The following is an 18,544-nucleotide window of genomic DNA, read 5'->3' on the forward strand; positions in this document are numbered from 1 at the left end:
ATCACTTGAGCAGCTTGGACATTCGCCGGTCGGCCAGAATCTTGCCGCCGGTCTGGCACGTCGGGCAGTACTGAAAAGACTTGTCGGCAAAGGACACTTCACGGACGGTGTCGCCGCAGACCGGGCACGGTAGCCCGGTGCGGGCGTGGACGCGGAGCCCAGAGCGCTTCTCCCCCTTGAGAGTTGCCGCCCCCTGTCCGACACTGCGGGTCACCGCATCGGTGAGCACCGAGATCATCGCCTCGTGCAGCGCGCCGAGTTGCTCGGCCGTCAGCTTGCCCGCGGTCGCGAACGGCGAAAGCTTGGCCACATGCAGGATTTCGTCGCTGTAGGCGTTTCCGATCCCGGCGATCACCCGCTGGTCGGTGATGACGTTCTTGATCCGGCCGGTGTTGCCGGCCAGCACCGCCCCCAGTTCTGCCGGCCCGAGCGACAGCGCGTCCGGCCCCAGCGAGGCGATCTGCGGCACGGCCAGTGGATCTTTCACGAGCCACACCGCCAGCCGCTTCTGGGTTCCCGCCTCGGTGAGGTCGAAACCCGGTGCCTCGCCCGGCTTTCCGAGATGCACCCGCAGCGCGATCGGCCCCTTGCCCGGATTCAGCGGTGCGGCCGCCAGCTTCTCCGACCAGCGCAGCCACCCCGCCCGTGACAGGTGGGTGATCAGGTGCAGGTCGCCGACCTGCAGCCCGAGGTACTTGCCCCAGCGGTTGGCGCCCGTCACCTCCTGGCCGTACAGCGCCGTCGGCGGCGGGTCGAAGGTCTTGAGCACGGACAGAGCGGAGACGTCGACGCGTCCCACCGGCAGTCCGACCGCATGGCGACGCAGGTGATCGGCGAGCGCCTCGACCTCGGGAAGTTCCGGCATGGGTTCAGGCTAGCGACTGGACGTACCGCATGCTGTACACATGGCAGACCGCTCGGCGCCCGCCCCGGCCACCAATCCGCTACGACGCATGCTGGTCATGAACGCCGTACCGCGCCGCTGGCCATTCGCGCTGCGGGCGTCGGTCTGCATGATGGTGCCGATTCTCGCCGGGTGGGCGGCCGGAGACATGTCCGCCGGGCTGGTCGCGACCATCGGTGGTTTCACCTCGCTGTACGGCAGCGGCCGGCCATATCTCAACCGCGCGATGTATCTCGGCGCGATCGCCGTCACGTTCGCGGTGGTCGTCGCGCTGGGCGATTGGGCGGCCGCAACCCCATGGTCGGCCGTGCTGGTGGTGACCGTCATCGCGATGGTCGTCGTCCTGATCTGCCAGGCCCTGTCGGTCGGTCCGCCCGGCGCCTACATGCCGGTGCTGGCCTGCGCGGCTGCGGTCGGGATCGCCACCCAGCACCTGAGCCCGTGGCGGCTGGGTGCGCTGGTGCTGGCCGGCGGCGCGTTCTCCTGGGTGGTGCACATGGCGGGGGTGCTGGTCCGCCCGCGCGCGCCGGAACGCGCCGCGGTCGCCCGTGCTGCCGAAGCAGTGGCCGGCTACATCGAAACCGGGTCACCCGACGCGCGGCACCGCGCTGCACAACTCCTGCACGAAGCGTGGATCACCCTCGTCACGTTCCAGCCCGTACGGCCCAAGCCCGACGACACTCTCTATCGACTGCGGGTGACGAACCGCCGCCTGCACGTGTTGTTCGCCGAAGCCATGGCTGCCGCCGACCGCGGCCATCCGATGTCCGTCGACGGTGCCGCGCGGGCCCGAGAGCTGGGCACGGTGCCCGACGACATCGGCGGCAGCTTCGAGGGCCTGATTCCGCTGGGCAGGCCGTCCGTCGCGACCCTGCTGCGCCGGGCGGTCATGCCGGGGGCTCCCCCGCTGACCGCAGCACTACGCACCGCGGTCGCCGTCGCAATCGCCGGCACCGTCACCGTCGGTCTGAACATCGACCACGCGTACTGGGCCATGGCGGCGGCGGTGCTGATGCTGCATCAAGGTTTCGATTGGCGGCGCACCGTACAACGCGGCATCGAACGCACCCTCGGCACCTGGCTCGGCCTGGCGCTGGCGGGCGGCGTCCTGTTCGCCGCGCCGGGTGGACCCTGGCTCGCGGTGATCGTCGGCGCGCTGCAGTTCCTCATCGAGATGTTCGTGGTGCGCAACTACACCGTCGCGGTCATCTTCATCACGCCCGCGGCATTGACGATCGCCTCGGGCGGACACCACATCACCGACGTGCCGGCCATGCTGCTCGCTCGGGGCATCGACACCGTGATCGGTTGCGCGGTAGCACTTCTCGTGCTGTGGCTGACGCGGCGCGGTCATCCCGCCGCGCGCCCCGCCGAGTCGATCGCGGCCACGCTCGACGCCGTCGCGGTCGTGATCGACCATCTGGCCGCGGGGGCGGTCACCACTGATCAGGCCCGCAACGACCGCCGCGACCTACAGCTACGCGCGATGGCCATGCTTCCGGTGTACGACACTGCTGTCGGCGGATCGCCCCGGAGCCGGGTTGCGGCAGAACGGCTTTGGCCGGCGATCGTCGCCAGCGAGCAACTGGCCTACCGGACCCTCGCCGCGAGCTGGGCCACGGAACGGGCCGAGGCGCCATTCACCCCCGGCGAGGCCGAGCGACTGACCGCGACGATCGCTGATCTCGCCGCCGCGGTCCGCACCGGTCGCCCCGCTGCGGACATCGCCGAGCTACCGACCTTCGGAGCCAACGAATTACGCGCGATCCGGGCGTCGCTGGCCTGATCCCTACTTCTCGATGGCGCGCTGCACCAGACCCAGCGCCCAGCCGACGATCGACAGCAGGATCGCCGCCCAGATCGCGGTGAACCAGAACTGGTCGATGCCCAGGCCCCAGTGCGTGGTGTTCTCGGTGATCCACGAGGTGATCCACAGCATCCAGGCGTTGATGACGACGTGGATGAGACCGAGCGTGAGGATGTACAGCGGAATGGCGAACAGCTGCACGATCGGCTTGATGATGGCGTTGACCAGCCCGAAGACGAACGCGACGACCAGGATGATGCCGACCCGCTCGAGCTGGGAGGCGCCCACCGGGAAGACGAAGTAGATCCCCGGCACCATGCGCGTGACCAACCACAACGCCAGGCCGGTCAGGCCGGCTCGCAGCAGCAACGATTTCATGCTGTCGATTCTGCCCGCAGCAGATAGGTATCCATGATCCAGCCATGGCGCGTCCGGGCCTCGGCGCGCTCCCGGGCGATGCGGTCCCCGACCTCGCCCACGGTGCCGGCGATGAGCAGCTCATCCGGCGTACCGAGGTAGGCGCCCCACCAAATCCGGGTCTGCGGTGCGCATTCCAGGAAAGAGCATTCACCGTCGAGCATCACCACAGCGGCACCGGCGAGTCCGTGCTCACGTAGCTGACGGCCCGTCGTGATCAGCACCGGCTCGCCAATGTCGTTGAGTGGGATTCGATGCCGGGCCGTGAGTGCCTGGATGGCGGTGATGCCGGGGATGACGTCGAACTCGAACTCGACGTGTTCGGCGACACGGTCGAGGATGCGCAGGGTGCTGTCGTAGAGCGACGGATCGCCCCACGCAAGAAAAGACCCGGTCGCGCCGTCCGGTAGCTCGGTCTCGATGGCCTCGGCCCACAGCCGGGCCCGCGCGGCATGCCATTCGGCTACGGCCTCGTGGTAATCACCATCTTTGGCACGCTTGGGATCCGGCAGCGCCACGAACCGGTAGCCGGGGTTCTCGATGAACCGCTCGCAGATCAGCCGGCGCAGCGCGACGAGGTCGTCTTTCTGATCGCCTTTGTCCATCGCGAAGAACACCTGGGTGTCGTTGAGCGCCGCAACAGCCTGGGCGGTGACATAGTCCGGGTCGCCGGCGCCGATACCGATGACATGGATGGTGCGCATCAGCGAAGGCTAGCGACCCGCGGCGGCCCCACTTTTATCCAGTACCGCAGGTATTGACTACCTCTGGTATCGGACGTAGCTTCGGATTACAGACACTTTCGAAGGGATGTCAACGATGACAGCTTCGGTCAAGGGCCAGACCACGCGCGCGGAATTCGCCGAGCGCCTGCTCAAAGGCTCAGTGCGCAAGTCTTACGCGCCGATCGTCGATATCGACTGGGATGCACCGATCGACCCGGACAAATACTTCCTGCCACCGAAAGTCGTCTCGCTGTACGGCACCCCGATCTGGGAATCGATGAGCCGCGCCGAGCAGATCGAGCTGTCCCGCCAGGAACTCGTGAACACCCTGTCGGCGGGCATCTGGTTCGAGAACATCCTCAACCAGGCCCTGCTGCGCAAGGCGATGCATCAGGACCCGACCGCGAGCGCCACCCACTACGAGCTGACCGAACTCGGCGACGAGACCCGGCACATGGTGATGTTCGGCAAGGCCATCGAGAAGGTCGGCGCCGACCCGGTGCGGCCGAAGTGGTACCAGCGCACGATCATCAACATGCTGCCGTTCGCGTTCCAGGGCTCGGTGCTGTGGGTTGCCGCGTTGATCGGCGAGGAGATCTTCGATTCATTGCAGCGGCAGATGATGGACGACCCTGAGCTGCAGCCGATGGTGCAGCGACTCATGCGCATTCACGTCACCGAAGAGGCCCGGCACATCCAGTTCGCCCGCGACGGGTTGCGCAAGCGCGCACCGGAGATGTCGTGGCCCAAGCGTTTCTGGATCGGCAACCTCAACGGCATCGGCGGTCTGTTCTTCCGGTTCCTGTTCACCAACAAGGTGCAGTACCGCCGCGTCGGCCTGGACGCCCGCGCGGCCCGCCGGATGGCGCGGACGTCCCCGCACCGGATCGAGACGCAGATCGCCGGCTTCGCGCCGCTCGCGTCGTTCCTGGAGGAAGTTGGACTCCTCGGCCCCATCGCGCGGCGGATGTGGCGACGGAGCGGGTTCCTGCCTGGCGGCCCTGTCGCGCCCGCGGCCCGGGCGGAGATCGCCGAACCCGAAGACCTGTACGACGGGCCCGCCACCATCGACGGCCGCGAGGTCCGGGTCCGGCTGGCCGGCCACCTCGATCCGATCGACGGCCAGTACCACTGGCGTGGAACGGTTTTCGAGGCGCTCGAGGAGCTGCCCCGCGGCACCGTCACCGTGACGGTCGGCGAACGCTCCGCGACAGCACGCGTCACCGAACGCAGCCAGCAGGGCGGCTACGCCGTCAGCGGCGTCGGCTTGCCGCCGTTCCCGCTGGCCTGACAACCACTGAATGGGCCATACCCATTCCACAAAACTAGAACACGTTCTAGCATCTGGGTCATGAGGTTCACCTACGCCGAAGCGATGACCGACCCGAAGTACTACATCCCGCTGGCCAAGGCGGCTGACGAAGCCGGCTACCACGCGATGACCATTCCGGACAGCATCGCGTACCCCTTCGAGTCCGACTCGTCGTACCCGTACACCGCCGACGGCAGCCGCGAGTTCCTCGACGGCAAGTCGTTCATCGAGTCGTTCTCGCTGATCGGCGCCCTATCGGCCGTCACGACGAAGCTGCACTTCAACATCTTCGTGCTGAAGCTGCCCATCCGGCCGCCGGCCTTGGTCGCCAAGCAGGCCGGGTCGCTCGCCGCACTGTTCGACAACCGCCTGGGCCTGGGCGTCGGCACCAGCCCGTGGCCAGAGGACTACGAGGTCATGGGCGTACCGTTCGCCCGCCGCGGCAAGCGGATGGACGAGTGCATCGACGTCATCCGCGGCCTGACCTCGGGTGACTACTTCGAGTACCACGGCGAGTTCTACGACATCCCGAAGACCAAGATGACGCCCGCCCCGACCAAGCCGGTGCCGATCCTGGTCGGTGGCCACGCCGACGCCGCGCTCAAGCGCGCGGCGCGCAATGACGGCTGGATGCACGGTGGCGGCGACCCGGCCGAGCTCGACCCGCTGCTCAAGAAGCTCGCGCAGTACCGGGAATCCGAGGAGCGCATCGGGCTGTGCGACGAGTTCCAGATCCACGTCATCTCGATCGACGGCTTCACCGTCGACGGTGTGAAGCGCCTCGAGGACAAGGGCGTCACCGACGTCATCGTCGGCTTCCGCGTGCCCTACATCATGGGTGAAGACACCCAGCCGCTCGACGAGAAGATCAAGCACCTGGAGATGTTCGCCGAGAACGTCATCGCCAAGGTCTAGTCACCTCGCGAGCCGCGCCCTATTCGTCGACGATGTGGACCGCGGCCTCTTCAGCGGAGGCCGCGCTCCCGTCGATGCCGACGTCGCCTGCGAGCAGCTCACCGTCCTGTTCGCCGGCCACGAGTCGGCCGGACCGCTGGTCACCGACCTCGTCGTCGCCCCACTGCTCGTCGGGGTCGTCCACCGGGTCCAGCTGCATGGCCGGGTCAGGCTCTTCCTCGGCGAGGAGTTCATCGAGAGTCTCTTGATCGCGGGGCTCGCGCCATTTGTCCGACGGCACGTAGCCCTCGTCCAGCAGGTCATCGACCCCGCGGTCGATCAGCATGTCTTCCTGCGTCAGCTGGTCGTCGTCGTCGACGCTGTATTCGTCCGAGCCAGTCATGTCATCACCTTGCCACGGATCGCCGAGTCTGGCGAGCAGTCCCGCAGAGGGAGATGCCCCAAGTGAAAACCCCCAAAACCTGACGGTTCTGGGGGTTTTCGCGACTGTTCGCGCAATGACTACAGCGTGCGGCTGATGATCTCTTTCATGATTTCGCTTGTGCCGCCGTAAATCTTGTTGACCCGCGCGGCGGCGTACGCCCGGCCGATCGGGTACTCCATCATGTAGCCGTACCCGCCGAAGAACTGCACGCAGCGGTCGACGACGGCCACGGCCCGGTCGGCGGCGATGAGCTTGCCCATGGACGCGATCGCCGGATCATTGTCGCCGTCGATCAGCGCCTGCACGCAGTAGTCCACCGTGGTCTTGATGGACAGCACCTCGGCCTTGAGTTCGGCGAGCTGGAATCGGTTGTGCTGGAAATTGATCAGCGGCTTACCGAACGCCTCACGCTGCTTGGTGTACTTGATGGCCTCGAGCACCGCGGCCTCGGCCATGCCGGCGCAGATCGAACCGATGACGAGCCGCTCACGGGCCAGCTGCGACATCAGCTGGTAGAAGCCCAGCCCCTCCTGCTCACCGAGCAGGTTGGCGACCGGAACCCGCATGTCGGTGAAGAACAGCTCGCGGGTGTCCTGGCCGTGCTGACCGACCTTCTCCAGCACCCGGCCGCGCTCGAAGCCCGGCAGGTCGTTGACCTCGGCGACGATCAGCGACACGCCCGCCGCCCCCTGCGTGGGATCGGTCTTGGCGACGATCACCACCATGTCGCACAGAGACCCGTTGGAGATGAAGGTCTTTGAGCCGTTGATGACGTAGTGGTCGCCGTCGCGGATGGCAGTGGTGCGCACGGCCTGCAGGTCCGACCCGGTCCCGGGCTCGGTCATCGCGATGGCGAGCACCGTCTCGCCGCTGATGATCTTCGGCATCCAGCGGGCCTTCTGCTCCGCGTTGCCGTAGGTGTCGATGTAGTGCGCCACGATCGGCGAGTGCACCGACCAGCCCGAGGCCGAATCATGGGCCAGCGCAAACTCTTCGGCCACCACAGCCGAGAACCCGAAGTCGCCGCCCGCGCCGCCGTACTCCTCGGGCAGGTCCAGGCCGAGCAGACCGGCGTCGCCGAGCTTGTTCCAGAACTCGCGGTCGACCTGGTGATTCTTGGCCCACCGCTCCTGGTTCGGCGTGGCCTCCTTGGCCAGGAACGCCGCCGCGTGCTGCCGCAGCTCGCGGTGCTGATCGGTCTCCCAGCTGGCCCGGTACTTCGGGAAGAGCTCTGACATTGGTCCACCTCGCTAGATTTCCGCGCGCTATACAACTGTATAGGCCCCTGTTCATGTGTACAGTACATTGATCCGGTTGCCGACGGGAGGTCTGATGGTTGATCCGAGGGCAACTGTCGACGACCTGACCGCCAAGGCGCGCATTCGCAACACCGCCCTGGACCTGTACGCCACCCACGGCGAAGACCGAATCTCGTTGCGCGCCATCGCCGCCGAGGCGGGCGTCGCGGTCGGCCTGGTGCAGCACCACTTCAAAACCAAGGCCGGCCTGCGCAACGCGGTGGACCAGCTGGTGGTCGACTACTTCGCGGGCGCGCTGGCCGAGGTGCCCGAGGATGCCTCCACGGCGGTACGCGACGAAGCCGTCCGCAACATGCTGCGGGCCAATCCGGCGGTGGTCGACTACGTGCGGCGCGCCCTGTTGCAACCCAACGTCGCCGACAGCCATCTCGTGGACGTGATCGTCGACCTCACGCAGCGGGAGGTACGGGCGGCCCGCAAGACCGGTCGCGCCTCGACCACCCGCCGCGAGAGCACCCAGGTCGTCGCCGTGCTGGCGCGGCAGATGGGCGAACTACTGTTGGCCCCCATGGTGGACGCGGTGTGGGCACGGGTGGCGCCGGATACGAAACCGCCACGGCTGCGGGTGACAGTCGACGAGACCGGGCAATGACGGTCACCGTCGACGAGTTCGAGGTTGCGGACGCCGCCGATTCGTGGACCGCTGCCGGCTTCACCGTCGACTCGAACGACGTATGCCGGATCGGCGGTGTCCGGGTCCGGTTGGCCGGACGCGGGCGCGGCACGGGCATCGTCGGCTGGTCGCTGCGGGGCGTGCCGGCAGACCAGCCCCTCGACGGGATCCCCACCACTCGCTCGGAAGTGCCCGCGCCAACTCCGGCGGAGCACGCGAACGGGGCGCTCTCCATCGACCACGTGGTCCTGCTGTCGCCCGATCTGAATCGGACCGCCGCCGCGCTGGCGGCTGTCGATGTCCACCCGCGCCGGGAACGGGACGGCCAGCTCGGTGGCCGGCCGATGCGCCAGATCTTCTTCCGGCTGGGTGAGGTGATCCTCGAGGTCGTCGGCTCGCCCGAGACGACAGCCGACGGCCCGTCCACCTTGTGGGGCCTGACGTACGTCGTAGCGGACATCGACGCCACCGCCGCGTTCTTCGGCGACCGCACCACGCCGGTCAAGCCGGCGGTACAACCCGGACGCCGGATCACCACGCTGCGTCATCAAGAATTCGGAATGTCGGTCCGCACGGCGATGATCTCCGGGCACTGAGTCCTGACGCAATGTCGGTCTGAGAGCGCCGATAAACGTATATACGGTTAACGACGCGCTCAGACCGACGTTGTGATCGAGCCGGCCCGGGACGCTAACCTCACACCATGACCGACCGCGGCTCCGTCTTCGACGGCATCTCGATCGGCCAGCCGGCGACCGGCGCCCTGATCGACGCGGGGTACCGCACCACTGCGGACCTGCCCGCTGATCTCGACGAACTTCTCACCCTGCACGGTGTCGGCCCGAAAGCCGTGCGGCTTCTCAAGGAGGCACGCCAGTAATGACCGACGACGTCGTGGTCATCCACACCGACGGCGGCTGCCGCCCCAATCCCGGCCCCGGTGGCTGGGGCGCGGTGCTGCGCATGCGCCATCACGTGCGGGAAATGTTCGGTGGCGAGCCCGGCGAAACCAGCAACAACCGCATGGAGCTGACGGCGCCCATCATGGCGCTCGAAGCACTGACGCGGCCCGTCGTGGTGCACCTGCACACCGACAGCACCTACGTCCGCAACGGCATCACCAAGTGGGTCCACGGCTGGGAACGCAACGGCTGGATGACGGCGTCGAAGCAGCCCGTGAAGAATGTCGACCTCTGGAAGCGGCTGCAGGCCGCCTGTGCACGGCATGAGGTCGAGTGGTTCTGGGTGAAGGGACACAACGGCGTCGCCGACAACGAGTTGGCCGATCAGCTGGCGACACGCGGCCTGGAAGAGGCCGTCGCCGGGGCACTCACTCCCATGTGACCTCGGCGGGCGTTTTGTCCGGCCGCAGACCCCGCCAACTGGGCTGACGCAACCGATTGTCCGTCGTGCGCTCGCTGTACCGCACCTCGCCCACCAGCTCGGGTCGCACGTACGTCACACCTTTGGCATCCACAGTGGAAAGTGGTGCGGTGAAAGGGGATTCGCCCGTTTCGAGCGGCTTCAGCATCGCCTTCAGATCACCCAGCATCTTGTCGGTGAACCCGGTCCCGACGCGGCCGACGAACTGCAGGCCATCCCCCTCCGGTACGCCGACCAACAGCGCCCCGATACCGCTGGTGCGGCCGCCCTCCCCGGCACGCCAGCCGCCGATCACCACCTCCTGGGTGCGCCAGAACTTGTCCTTCACCCAGGCCTCCGACCGCCCGGGCCGGTATCCGGAGTCCCACTTCTTCGCGACCACCCCTTCGAAGCCGCGCTCATCCGCGAACTTCAGGGGGTCGTCCGCCGGCAACAGTGGCGGCACCGTCAACGCACCGTCAGAAGCCAGTGTTTCCAACAGCTTTCGCCGATCCCGGTACTTCGCGCGCGTCAGGTCACGTCCGTCGAGGGACAGGATGTCGAAGCACCAGAACTCGATGTGACTGCCGGAACCGCGATTCTGCATGGCCTGAAAACTGGGTACGCCGTCCTGCAGGGCCACCACCTCGCCGTCCAGGATCACGTGATGATCGGCGAGATCTGCTGCCAGCGACTGCAATTGCGGAAACTCCCCCGTGATGTCGCGGCCGCTGCGTGCGGTGAGCCGGACGCGGCCGTGGTCGGCGTCGACCAGGAGCCGGTAGCCGTCCCACTTTCCCTCGAAAGCCCAGTGGTCCGGGGATAGTCGTCCCACTGATCCGTGGGTGGCCAGCATGGGTTGCAGCCGTTGCTCTTTCATCCGGCGTACCAGCCAGTTCTTGCCTTCGGTCTGGATCAGCACGTACCGCCCGGAGACCCGGCTACCGTGGAGATTGACGATGACCTCGCCGTTTTCGCCTGAGTCCCGGAACTTTTCGGTGTCGTAGGTGCCCGAGTCCCAGATCGTGACGTGTCCGCCGCCGTATTCACCCTTGGGAATGTCGCCCTCGAAGGTGGCGTATTCCAGCGGGTGGTCTTCGGTGTGCACCGCCAGGTGGTTGACGGTGGAGGTCTCCGGAAGGTTCTTCGGCACCGCCCAACTGACCAGCACGCCATCGCGTTCCAGCCGGAAGTCGTAATGCAGCCGGCGGGCGTGGTGTTCTTGGATGACGAACGTGTTGTTCTGCCCCGTCGCGGGCTGGGCCGCGGGCACCGGTTCCGGTGTCCTGCCCGGGTCCCGCATGCTGCGGTAGGTGGTGAGCCGATCCGCCACCGGCGCGTCGCCATCCATTCCCGCGAGCAGGTCGCCGTCGCGAGCCAAGCGGGCCAGCACCTCATCGAACCGCAGCTGGTGCAATTCCGGGTCGTCGAGTTCCTCCCAGGTACGCGGCGCAGCGACCGTCGGCTCGTCGCGGCCGCGCAACGAGTACGGCGCCACCGTCGTCTTGGCCGAGGAGTTCTGACTCCAGTCCAGGAACACCTTGCCGGCCCGCAGACTGCGGGTCATGGTCGCGGTGACCAGCCCACCCATCGATGATTCGAGCTGCTGGGCAACACGTTTGGCGACAGCCGACGCGCCGCGGGAACTGACGGGCGACGGTAGCGGCACATACAGATGCAAACCCTTGCTGCCGCTGGTCACCGGATGGGCCTGCAGGTCCATGCCGGCGACGAGTTCGCGGACGGCTCGCGCCACCTCGCACAACTGGGTCATGGTGACACCCTCGCCGGGATCGAGGTCGAACACGATGCGCGTGGCGGGTCCCGGAACTGGGGCCTCGCCTGCCCCGCCGCGCCCGCCCGCATCGACAAAGCGCCATTGCGGCACATGTACTTCCAGGGACGCCTGCTGGGCGATCCAGGCCAGCCCCTCGGGGCTGTCGATGATCGGGTAGACGGTGGTCCCGCTGCGATGTGTGATGGCGCCGCGCGCCAGCCACTCCGGTGCCGACGACGCCAGCTGCTTCTCGAAGAACGGCTGCTGTGCAACACCATTGGGCCACCGTTTACGGGTGACCGGACGGCCCGCGATGTGCGGCAACATGGCGTCGGCGGCGGCGAGGTAATAGTCGAAGACGTCGGCCTTGGTCGTGCCGGTCGCCGGATAGAGCACTTTGTCGGGGTTGGTCAGCCGCACCCGCCCGAATTGCTCCACACCTCAAGTATCCAAGCCGCGGCGCGTTCATGGGCCATACTGGGGTATGCGGTCCATCTGGAAGGGGTCAGTCGCCTTCGGACTGGTCAATGTGCCGGTGAAGGTGTACAGCGCCACCGAGGATCACGACATCAAGTTTCATCAGGTGCACGCCAAGGACAACGGCCGCATCCGATACAAGCGGGTGTGCGAGGTCTGCGGCGAGGTCGTCGAGTTTCGGGATATCGCCAAGTCTTTCGAATCGGAGGACGGCCAGACCGTCATCATCACCGACGAGGACATCGCCACGCTGCCCGAAGAGCGCAGCCGCGAGATCGAGGTCGTGGAGTTCGTCCCGGCCGAGCAGATCGATCCACTCATGTACGACCGGAGTTACTTCCTGGAGCCCGACTCGAAGTCGTCGAAGTCGTACGTGCTGCTGGCCCAGACGCTGGCGCAGACCGACCGCGTGGCCATCGTGCACTTCTCGCTGCGCAACAAGACGCGGCTTGCGGCCTTGCGCGTCAAGGACTTCGGCAAGCGCAACGTGATGATCGTGCACACGCTGCTGTGGCCCGACGAGATCCGCGACCCCGACTTCCCGGTGCTGGACAAGGAAGTCGAGATCAAGAAGGCCGAGCTGACGATGGCCGGCCAGGTCGTGGACTCGATGACCGAGGACTTCAAGCCAGAGCAGTTCCACGACACCTACCGAGAGCAGATGGAAGAGCTCATCGAAGCCAAGATCGCAGGCGGCGAGGCGTTCACCACCGAAGAAGCGGCGACCGAACTGGACGCGACCGAGGACGTCTCCGACCTGCTGGCCAAACTGGAAGCCAGCGTGAAGTCCCGGAAGTCCAGCACGAAGTCGCGGAAGTCCTGAGCCGCCGTAGGCCTCTGGCGATGGGCGTCCCGCGGCCCTACGACGAACGTGTCGCTTTGGCGCGCATGCTCCGCGGGATCCGTCGCGAACCTGCACACTCGCCGTAGCACCCTGAGCGGCAGCCACCGGCCGGCCAGGTCGCCGTGCCCCCAACGGCAATTGCAACGTGTTCTAGAAATCCGTTCCCGCGGCGCCTCAAACTTGCTAGCGTGCCTAACAACGACCACGACGAGGCGAGTGAGGCACACGTGATTCTGGACAGATTCCGGCTCGACAACCAGGTAGCGGTGGTGACCGGCGCGGGCCGCGGCCTCGGCGCGGCCATTGCCGTCGCATTCGCTGAAGCGGGTGCTGACGTGGTGATTGCCTCTCGTACCGAGTCGCAGCTGCAGGAGGTCGCCGCGCAGGTCGAGGCCACCGGCCGCCGGGCGCACGTCATTGCCGCCGACCTCGCCCACCCGGACGAGACCGCCAAGCTCGCCGCCGCGGCGGTCGAGGCGTTCGGCCGACTAGACATCGTCGTCAACAACGTCGGCGGCACCATGCCCGGCCCGCTGATGTACACCTCGCCGCAGGATCTCAAAGACGCCTTCACGTTCAACGTCGCCACTGCGCATGCACTGACGCAGGCGGCCGTCCCGCTGATGCTCGAGCACGCAGGTGGCGGCAGCGTCATCAACATCACCTCGGCCGTCGGCCGGCTCGCGGGACGCGGATTCGCCGCGTACGGCACCGCCAAGGCGGCACTGGCGCACTACACGAAGCTCGCCGCCATGGACCTGTGCCCGAAGATCAGGGTCAACGGCATCGCGCCGGGTTCGATCCTCACCTCGGCGCTGGACATCGTCGCCTCCAACGAGTCGCTGCGCGACCCCATGGAGAAGGCCACTCCGCTGCGCCGCCTCGGTGACCCGGAAGACATCGCCGCCGCGGCGCTGTACCTGGCCTCACCGGCCGGCGCCTACGTCACCGGCAAGGTGCTGGAGGTCGACGGCGGCCTCACCTTTCCCAACCTTGATCTCCCCATCCCGGACCTGTGAGGAACGTCTGCATGCCCATCAAAGTCGCCGCAGTCGGCACTGGCAACGTCGGCCGCCATGCCCTGACTCAGCTCATCAATGACCCCGCCTACGAACTGACCGGCGTCTGGGTGTCCTCGGCCGCCAAGACCGGCAAGGACGCCGGAGAGCTTGCCGGACTTGACATTTCGACCGGAGTCACGGCCACCGACGACCTCGACGCCATCTTGGCCGGTAAGCCCGACTGCGTCGTCTACACCGCCATGGCCGACAACCGGCTGCCCGACGCACTGGAGGACTACCGGCGGATCCTCGCCGCCGGCGTCAACGTGGTCGCGAGTGCGGCGGTGTTCCTGCAGTATCCCTGGCAGGTGCTGCCCGCGGAACTGATAGCGCCGCTCGAAGATGCCGCCAAACAAGGCAATTCGTCGCTGTTTGTCAATGGCATCGACCCCGGCTTCGCCAATGACCTTCTCCCTCTTGCCCTCATGGGCACGTGCCAGAGCGTCGAGCAGGTCCGCTGCATGGAGATCGTCGACTACGCGACCTACGACAGCGCGACGGTGATGTTCGACGTGATGGGCTTCGGCAAGCCCATCGACGAGCTGCCGATGCTGCTGCAGCCCGGCGTGCTGAGCCTGGCCTGGGGTTCGGTGGTGCGCCAGCTGGCGGCGGGCCTCGGCATCGAACTCGACGAGGTGACCGAGACACACACCCGGGTGCCGGCGCCGGAGGACTTCGACATCGCGTCGGGCCACATCCCGGCAGGCACGACGGCAGCGATGCGGTTCGAGGTGCGCGGCATGAAGGACGGCCACCCGGCCGTCGTGCTCGAGCACATCACCCGCCTGCGTGACGACCTGTGCCCCGACTGGCCGCAGCCCGCCCAGGAGGGCGGCTCATACCGCGTCGAGGTGACCGGCGAGCCGTCATACGCCCTGGACCTGTGCCTGAGCAGCCGCAAGGGCGACCACAACCACGCCGGGCTCGTTGCCACCGCGGCACGTGTGGTGAACGCGATCCCGGCGGTCGTTGCCGCCGAGCCGGGCATCCGCACCACGCTGGATCTCCCGCTCGTCACCGGGAAAGGCCTGTACCGCCGCATCTGACGCCAAGGAGCAATCGAATGTCGGCTTGTGGTCGGGAATCCCGAGAATTCTCGACCACAAGCCGGCCCACCGTGAGCTAGCTTGGCGCCGCCTGGATCAACATGTCCGCCAGCGCCGCGGTGGCCGGCGTCAGACGGTCCCTGGGCTGCGACGCCAGATAGACCTGCCATGTGACGGTTTGCCGCAATTCGATGGCGCGCAGATCCTCGAATCCCGCGCATTCGGATGCGGGCATGAAAGTGGTCCCGAGCCCCTCGCGAACCAGTTCACCGATGACGGAGAAGCCGGCAGGGATCACGTGGACGGGCCGCGACTGGACGCCCGCAGCCAGAAAGGCGTTGTCCAGCAAGAGCCGAAAACCCCAGTCGGGCGGGAACCCGATCAGGTCCTCCTCCGCCAGATCGAGCAGACCGACGACCGACTCCGCTGCCATCGGGTGATCGTCGCGGCACACGAACAACATCGGCTCCTCGAACATCAGCCGCATCTCGAGCTGTGGCGGCAGCCTGTTGGGCACCGATACCAACGCCAGATCCAATGAACCGTCAACGAGCGCCGAAAGGTACGACGAGGCACCGGATTGATTGAGTTGCAACCGAAGCCGGACAAGTGGGTGCGCTCGATGAAACTCGCCGAGTACCTGGGCGACATTCATCGGGCCGTACGAGATCAACGATCCGAACTCGACGGTACCCATCAACCGGCCGCGGCTGGACGCCACCGATTCAGCGGCCGAACCCGCGACGCGCAACAGTTCGTGCGCCTGGGCGAGGAATCGTTCGCCGGCAACCGTGAGCTCGATCTGCTGACGGGAGCGATCGAACAATTGCACACCGAGCTCACGCTCCAGCTTGGCGACCGACGTCGAGACGGCCGACTGCACGACGTGGACGCGGCGTGCCGCTCGGGTGAAGCTCCGCTCGACAGCGACCGCCACGAAGTGCTCGACCTGTCGTAGCTCCACGTGCCAGATTATCTACGGCATAAATGGGGCATCTCAATATCAGTCAGTGAATATGCTGACCGACCACTGACCGCGTTGCCAGAATCTTGAGATTTCGGCTAACCTAACTTTTCTATTCGCAAACCCGGATAGAGAGTGAGTGCATGCTGACCGAGACCCGCGTACCGGCGCGCTCGTCGCGCCCGACCTGGTCCCTGCTGGGCCCGGCGTTCGTCGCTGCCATCGCCTACGTCGATCCGGGCAACGTCGCGGCCAACATCAGCGCGGGCGCGAAGTTCGGTTTCCTGCTGGTGTGGGTGATCCTGCTGGCCAACGTCATGGCCGGCCTGGTGCAGTACCTGTCCGCCAAACTGGGCCTGACGACCGGTCGGTCCCTGCCGGAGCTGGTGGCCGAGAACTGCCGCACCCCAACCCGGCTCGCCTTCTGGGTACAGGCCGAAATGGTCGCCGTGGCAACCGATCTCGCCGAAGTGGTGGGCGGCGCCATCGCGCTGCAACTGTTGTTCGGGCTGCCCATGCTGGTGGGCGGCATCATCACCGGTGTGGTCTCCATGTGCCTGCTGTCGGTGCAGAACCGGGGCGGCCAGCGGGCGTTCGAACGGATCATCGCGGGACTGCTGATGGTCATCACCATCGGCTTCCTCACCAGCCTGATCGTGGATCCGCCCGCGCCCGGCGCCGTGCTCGGCGGCGTGGTGCCCCACTTCGCCGGACCCGAGAGCCTCCTGCTGGCCACCGCGATCCTGGGTGCGACGGTCATGCCGCACGTCGTCTACCTGCACTCCGGCCTGGCCCGCGACCGGCACGGGAAGCCGGAGGCCGGCGCGCCACTGCGCCGCATGCTGCGTGTCACGCGCTTCGATGTCGCCCTGGCGATGGTGGTCGCGGGCGCAGTGAACCTGTCGATGCTGCTGGTCGCGGCGACGCACCTGCAGGGCGTCGAAGGCACCGACACCATCGCGGGCGCGCACGCCGCTGTCGGCCACGCCCTGGGCCCGGCGGTCGCGCTGTGCTTCGCCGTGGGCCTGTTGGCGTCGGGCCTGGCATCCTCGTCGGTCGGCGCGTATGCCGGCGCGATGATCATGCAGGGCCTGCTGAACCGGTCGTACCCGTTGTTGCTCCGGCGCGCCGTCACGGTCATTCCGGCGCTGGTGGTGTTGGCCGTCGGATTCGACCCGACGCGTGCGCTGGTCATCTCCCAGGTGGTGCTGTCGTTCGGCATCCCGTTCGCGCTCGTCCCGTTGGTCCGCCTGACCAGCAACCGCGCCGTGATGGGTGAGAACGTCAACCACCGCCTCGTCACGGCACTGGGATGGGCTGTGGCCGTTCTGATTTCGGTGCTGAACGTGGTGCTGATCTACCTGACCGTCACGGGCTGATCGCCGCCGCGATCTCGCCGCTGCGCACGGCCACGTTCGACAGCAGCGTCGCGCCGAGCCCGTGGCTGTGTTCGACGGTCGCGCCGTTGAGGTAGATGTCCCCGGGCGCGCCCCGCTTGGCCACCAACTTGTAGTCGCGGGTGGCCAGCGGACGGCCCTGCGCGTCGAATTCATAGCAGGGCGCCAGCTCGCCGAGGAATGCCGGCACGTCCATCGGCGCGTAGCCGGTCGCGTACACCACGGCATCGCAGCGCAGCGTCTCGGTCGTGTTGTCGATGCGGTTGCGCACGCCGAGCCGGACCTCCGCGTCGTCTTCGTCGGCGCCGGTGACGCTGCAGGCGCGGTGCAAGAACAGCCGGCGGGCCCCGCTCACTCGTTCGCCGTACTCGCGTTCATACAGTTCGGCGATGAGGTCGACGTCGACGGCCGAGTAGTTGGCCGAGCGGTGGTAGTCGAGCAGCCGTTGGCGCTCCGCACTGTCCGCGCCGTAGAACTCATCGACCGCGGCGGGATCGAAGATGCGGTTCACGAAGGCACTGTCGTCGGCGAGGCTGTACCCGTACCGACCGAACACCGCGTGCACCTCGGCGCCGGGGTAGGTGCGGTGCAGGTAGGAGACCACCTCGGCGGCGCTCTGCCCCGCGCCCACCACGGCGAACCGGCCGCGTTCCACCGGGCCGAGGGCGGCCATGGCACTGAGCAATTGGTGGCTGTGCCACTGGCGCGGGCTGGGCCGCGTGCCCGGTGGCAGCACCGGGTGCAGGCCCGTGCCCAGCACCAGGGTGCGCGCCGGGACGACCTCGCCGCGATCCAGCTGAACCGCGAATCCGGTATCGCTTCCGGTCACTCCGATCACTCGGCGGCCGTACCGCACGTCGGCGGCGAACTGGTCCGCGGCCCACTGCAGGTAGTCGTGGAACTCGTGTCGGCTCGGAAACACGTCGTGGCGACCGATGAAGTCGACGAGCCTGCCCCGAGCACCCAGATAGCTCACGAACGTGAATGCGCTCTGCGGATTACGCAGCGTCACCAGGTCTTTGAGGAACGGGATCTGCATCCGCGTGCCGGGCAGCAACATGTCGCGGTGCCAACCGAACTGCGGCTGGGCATCGACGAAGCGACCGTGCACGCCCCGCTCGGCGAGGGCCACCGCCAGCGCCAGGTTCGACGGCCCGAACCCGACTCCGAGCATGCCGGG

The 18,544-nt window shown here is 67.1% G+C and carries 19 protein-coding genes; 11 read left to right on the forward strand and 8 right to left on the reverse strand.

Going from position 1 to position 18,544, the window contains the following annotated elements:
- Position 1 precedes the first annotated feature (1 nt).
- A complete protein-coding gene (locus QRN63_RS14265; protein ID WP_285031408.1) occupies positions 2-865 on the reverse strand; it encodes an Fpg/Nei family DNA glycosylase in 864 nt (287 codons plus the stop codon).
- 40 nt (positions 866-905) lie between these two features.
- Here QRN63_RS14265 and QRN63_RS14270 point away from each other — a divergent pair, with 40 nt between their 5' ends.
- On the forward strand, positions 906-2,690 hold the full coding sequence (locus QRN63_RS14270) for an FUSC family protein (protein WP_285031409.1): 1,785 nt from the start codon (positions 906-908) through the stop codon (positions 2,688-2,690).
- Between the two features lie 3 nt (positions 2,691-2,693).
- Here the strand turns inward: QRN63_RS14270 and QRN63_RS14275 are convergent, their stop codons facing one another.
- A complete protein-coding gene (locus QRN63_RS14275) occupies positions 2,694-3,089 on the reverse strand; it encodes a phage holin family protein (RefSeq protein ID WP_267315675.1) in 396 nt (131 codons plus the stop codon).
- The gene (gene cobF / locus QRN63_RS14280; protein ID WP_285031410.1) at positions 3,086-3,832 is read right to left on the reverse strand and encodes a precorrin-6A synthase (deacetylating); all 747 of its coding nucleotides are present in this window, start codon (positions 3,830-3,832) and stop codon (positions 3,086-3,088) included. Before cobF ends, QRN63_RS14275 begins: the two co-directional genes overlap by 4 nt.
- 115 nt (positions 3,833-3,947) lie before the next feature.
- Between cobF and QRN63_RS14285 the strand changes: the two genes are divergently transcribed.
- On the forward strand, positions 3,948-5,144 hold the full coding sequence (locus QRN63_RS14285) for a diiron oxygenase (RefSeq protein ID WP_285031411.1): 1,197 nt from the start codon (positions 3,948-3,950) through the stop codon (positions 5,142-5,144).
- A gap of 60 nt (positions 5,145-5,204) precedes the next feature.
- Positions 5,205-6,080, forward strand: a complete 876-nt coding sequence (locus tag QRN63_RS14290) for an LLM class flavin-dependent oxidoreductase (RefSeq protein ID WP_060999358.1) — start codon at positions 5,205-5,207, stop codon at positions 6,078-6,080.
- Between the two features lie 19 nt (positions 6,081-6,099).
- Here the strand turns inward: QRN63_RS14290 and QRN63_RS14295 are convergent, their stop codons facing one another.
- On the reverse strand, positions 6,100-6,462 hold the full coding sequence (locus QRN63_RS14295; protein ID WP_267315678.1) for a DUF5709 domain-containing protein: 363 nt from the start codon (positions 6,460-6,462) through the stop codon (positions 6,100-6,102).
- Positions 6,463-6,581: 119 nt separating this feature from the next.
- On the reverse strand, positions 6,582-7,742 hold the full coding sequence (locus tag QRN63_RS14300; RefSeq protein ID WP_064860750.1) for an acyl-CoA dehydrogenase family protein: 1,161 nt from the start codon (positions 7,740-7,742) through the stop codon (positions 6,582-6,584).
- Between the two features lie 94 nt (positions 7,743-7,836).
- Here QRN63_RS14300 and QRN63_RS14305 point away from each other — a divergent pair, with 94 nt between their 5' ends.
- The 4 genes from QRN63_RS14305 to rnhA all read left to right on the forward strand — a co-directional run bounded on the left by QRN63_RS14305 (position 7,837) and on the right by rnhA (position 9,780).
- The gene (locus QRN63_RS14305) at positions 7,837-8,415 is read left to right on the forward strand and encodes a TetR/AcrR family transcriptional regulator (RefSeq protein WP_267315679.1); all 579 of its coding nucleotides are present in this window, start codon (positions 7,837-7,839) and stop codon (positions 8,413-8,415) included.
- Entirely contained in the window at positions 8,412-9,032 is a 621-nt protein-coding gene (locus QRN63_RS14310; protein WP_285031412.1) for a glyoxalase, read from the forward strand. The genes QRN63_RS14305 and QRN63_RS14310 overlap by 4 nt, the downstream gene beginning before the upstream one ends.
- A 107-nt stretch (positions 9,033-9,139) precedes the next feature.
- The gene (locus tag QRN63_RS14315; RefSeq protein WP_285031413.1) at positions 9,140-9,316 is read left to right on the forward strand and encodes a helix-hairpin-helix domain-containing protein; all 177 of its coding nucleotides are present in this window, start codon (positions 9,140-9,142) and stop codon (positions 9,314-9,316) included.
- Positions 9,316-9,780, forward strand: a complete 465-nt coding sequence (gene rnhA / locus QRN63_RS14320) for a ribonuclease HI (protein WP_285031414.1) — start codon at positions 9,316-9,318, stop codon at positions 9,778-9,780. Before QRN63_RS14315 ends, rnhA begins: the two co-directional genes overlap by 1 nt.
- Here rnhA and QRN63_RS14325 read toward each other — a convergent pair.
- Positions 9,767-12,013 (reverse strand): ATP-dependent DNA ligase, encoded by a 2,247-nt coding sequence (locus tag QRN63_RS14325; protein ID WP_285031415.1) that lies wholly within the window; start codon positions 12,011-12,013, stop codon positions 9,767-9,769. The genes rnhA and QRN63_RS14325 overlap by 14 nt on opposite strands.
- Before the next feature lie 46 nt (positions 12,014-12,059).
- Between QRN63_RS14325 and ku the strand changes: the two genes are divergently transcribed.
- From ku to QRN63_RS14340, 3 genes are all read left to right on the forward strand, one after another.
- Positions 12,060-12,875 (forward strand): non-homologous end joining protein Ku, encoded by an 816-nt coding sequence (gene ku, locus QRN63_RS14330; RefSeq protein ID WP_267315684.1) that lies wholly within the window; start codon positions 12,060-12,062, stop codon positions 12,873-12,875.
- A 248-nt stretch (positions 12,876-13,123) separates the two neighbouring features.
- Positions 13,124-13,915, forward strand: coding sequence for an SDR family oxidoreductase (locus QRN63_RS14335; RefSeq protein ID WP_285031448.1), 792 nt, complete (start codon positions 13,124-13,126; stop codon positions 13,913-13,915).
- 11 nt (positions 13,916-13,926) lie between these two features.
- Positions 13,927-15,003: an NAD(P)H-dependent amine dehydrogenase family protein gene (locus tag QRN63_RS14340; protein ID WP_285031416.1), complete on the forward strand. Its 1,077-nt coding sequence runs from the start codon at positions 13,927-13,929 to the stop codon at positions 15,001-15,003.
- Between the two features lie 76 nt (positions 15,004-15,079).
- Here the strand turns inward: QRN63_RS14340 and QRN63_RS14345 are convergent, their stop codons facing one another.
- Positions 15,080-15,967, reverse strand: coding sequence for a LysR family transcriptional regulator (locus QRN63_RS14345; protein WP_285031417.1), 888 nt, complete (start codon positions 15,965-15,967; stop codon positions 15,080-15,082).
- A gap of 143 nt (positions 15,968-16,110) precedes the next feature.
- On the opposite strand from QRN63_RS14345, the gene QRN63_RS14350 reads away from it, so the two are divergent.
- Complete coding sequence (locus QRN63_RS14350) at positions 16,111-17,346, forward strand: Nramp family divalent metal transporter (protein WP_285031418.1); 1,236 nt, start codon at positions 16,111-16,113, stop codon at positions 17,344-17,346.
- Here QRN63_RS14350 and QRN63_RS14355 read toward each other — a convergent pair.
- On the reverse strand, positions 17,336-18,538 hold the full coding sequence (locus tag QRN63_RS14355) for a lysine N(6)-hydroxylase/L-ornithine N(5)-oxygenase family protein (RefSeq protein ID WP_285031419.1): 1,203 nt from the start codon (positions 18,536-18,538) through the stop codon (positions 17,336-17,338). The genes QRN63_RS14350 and QRN63_RS14355 overlap by 11 nt on opposite strands.
- Positions 18,539-18,544 lie beyond the last annotated feature (6 nt).

Origin of the sequence: Mycolicibacterium sp. lyk4-40-TYG-92 (assembly GCF_030209435.1) — a bacterium.
Lineage (GTDB): Bacteria > Actinomycetota > Actinomycetes > Mycobacteriales > Mycobacteriaceae > Mycobacterium.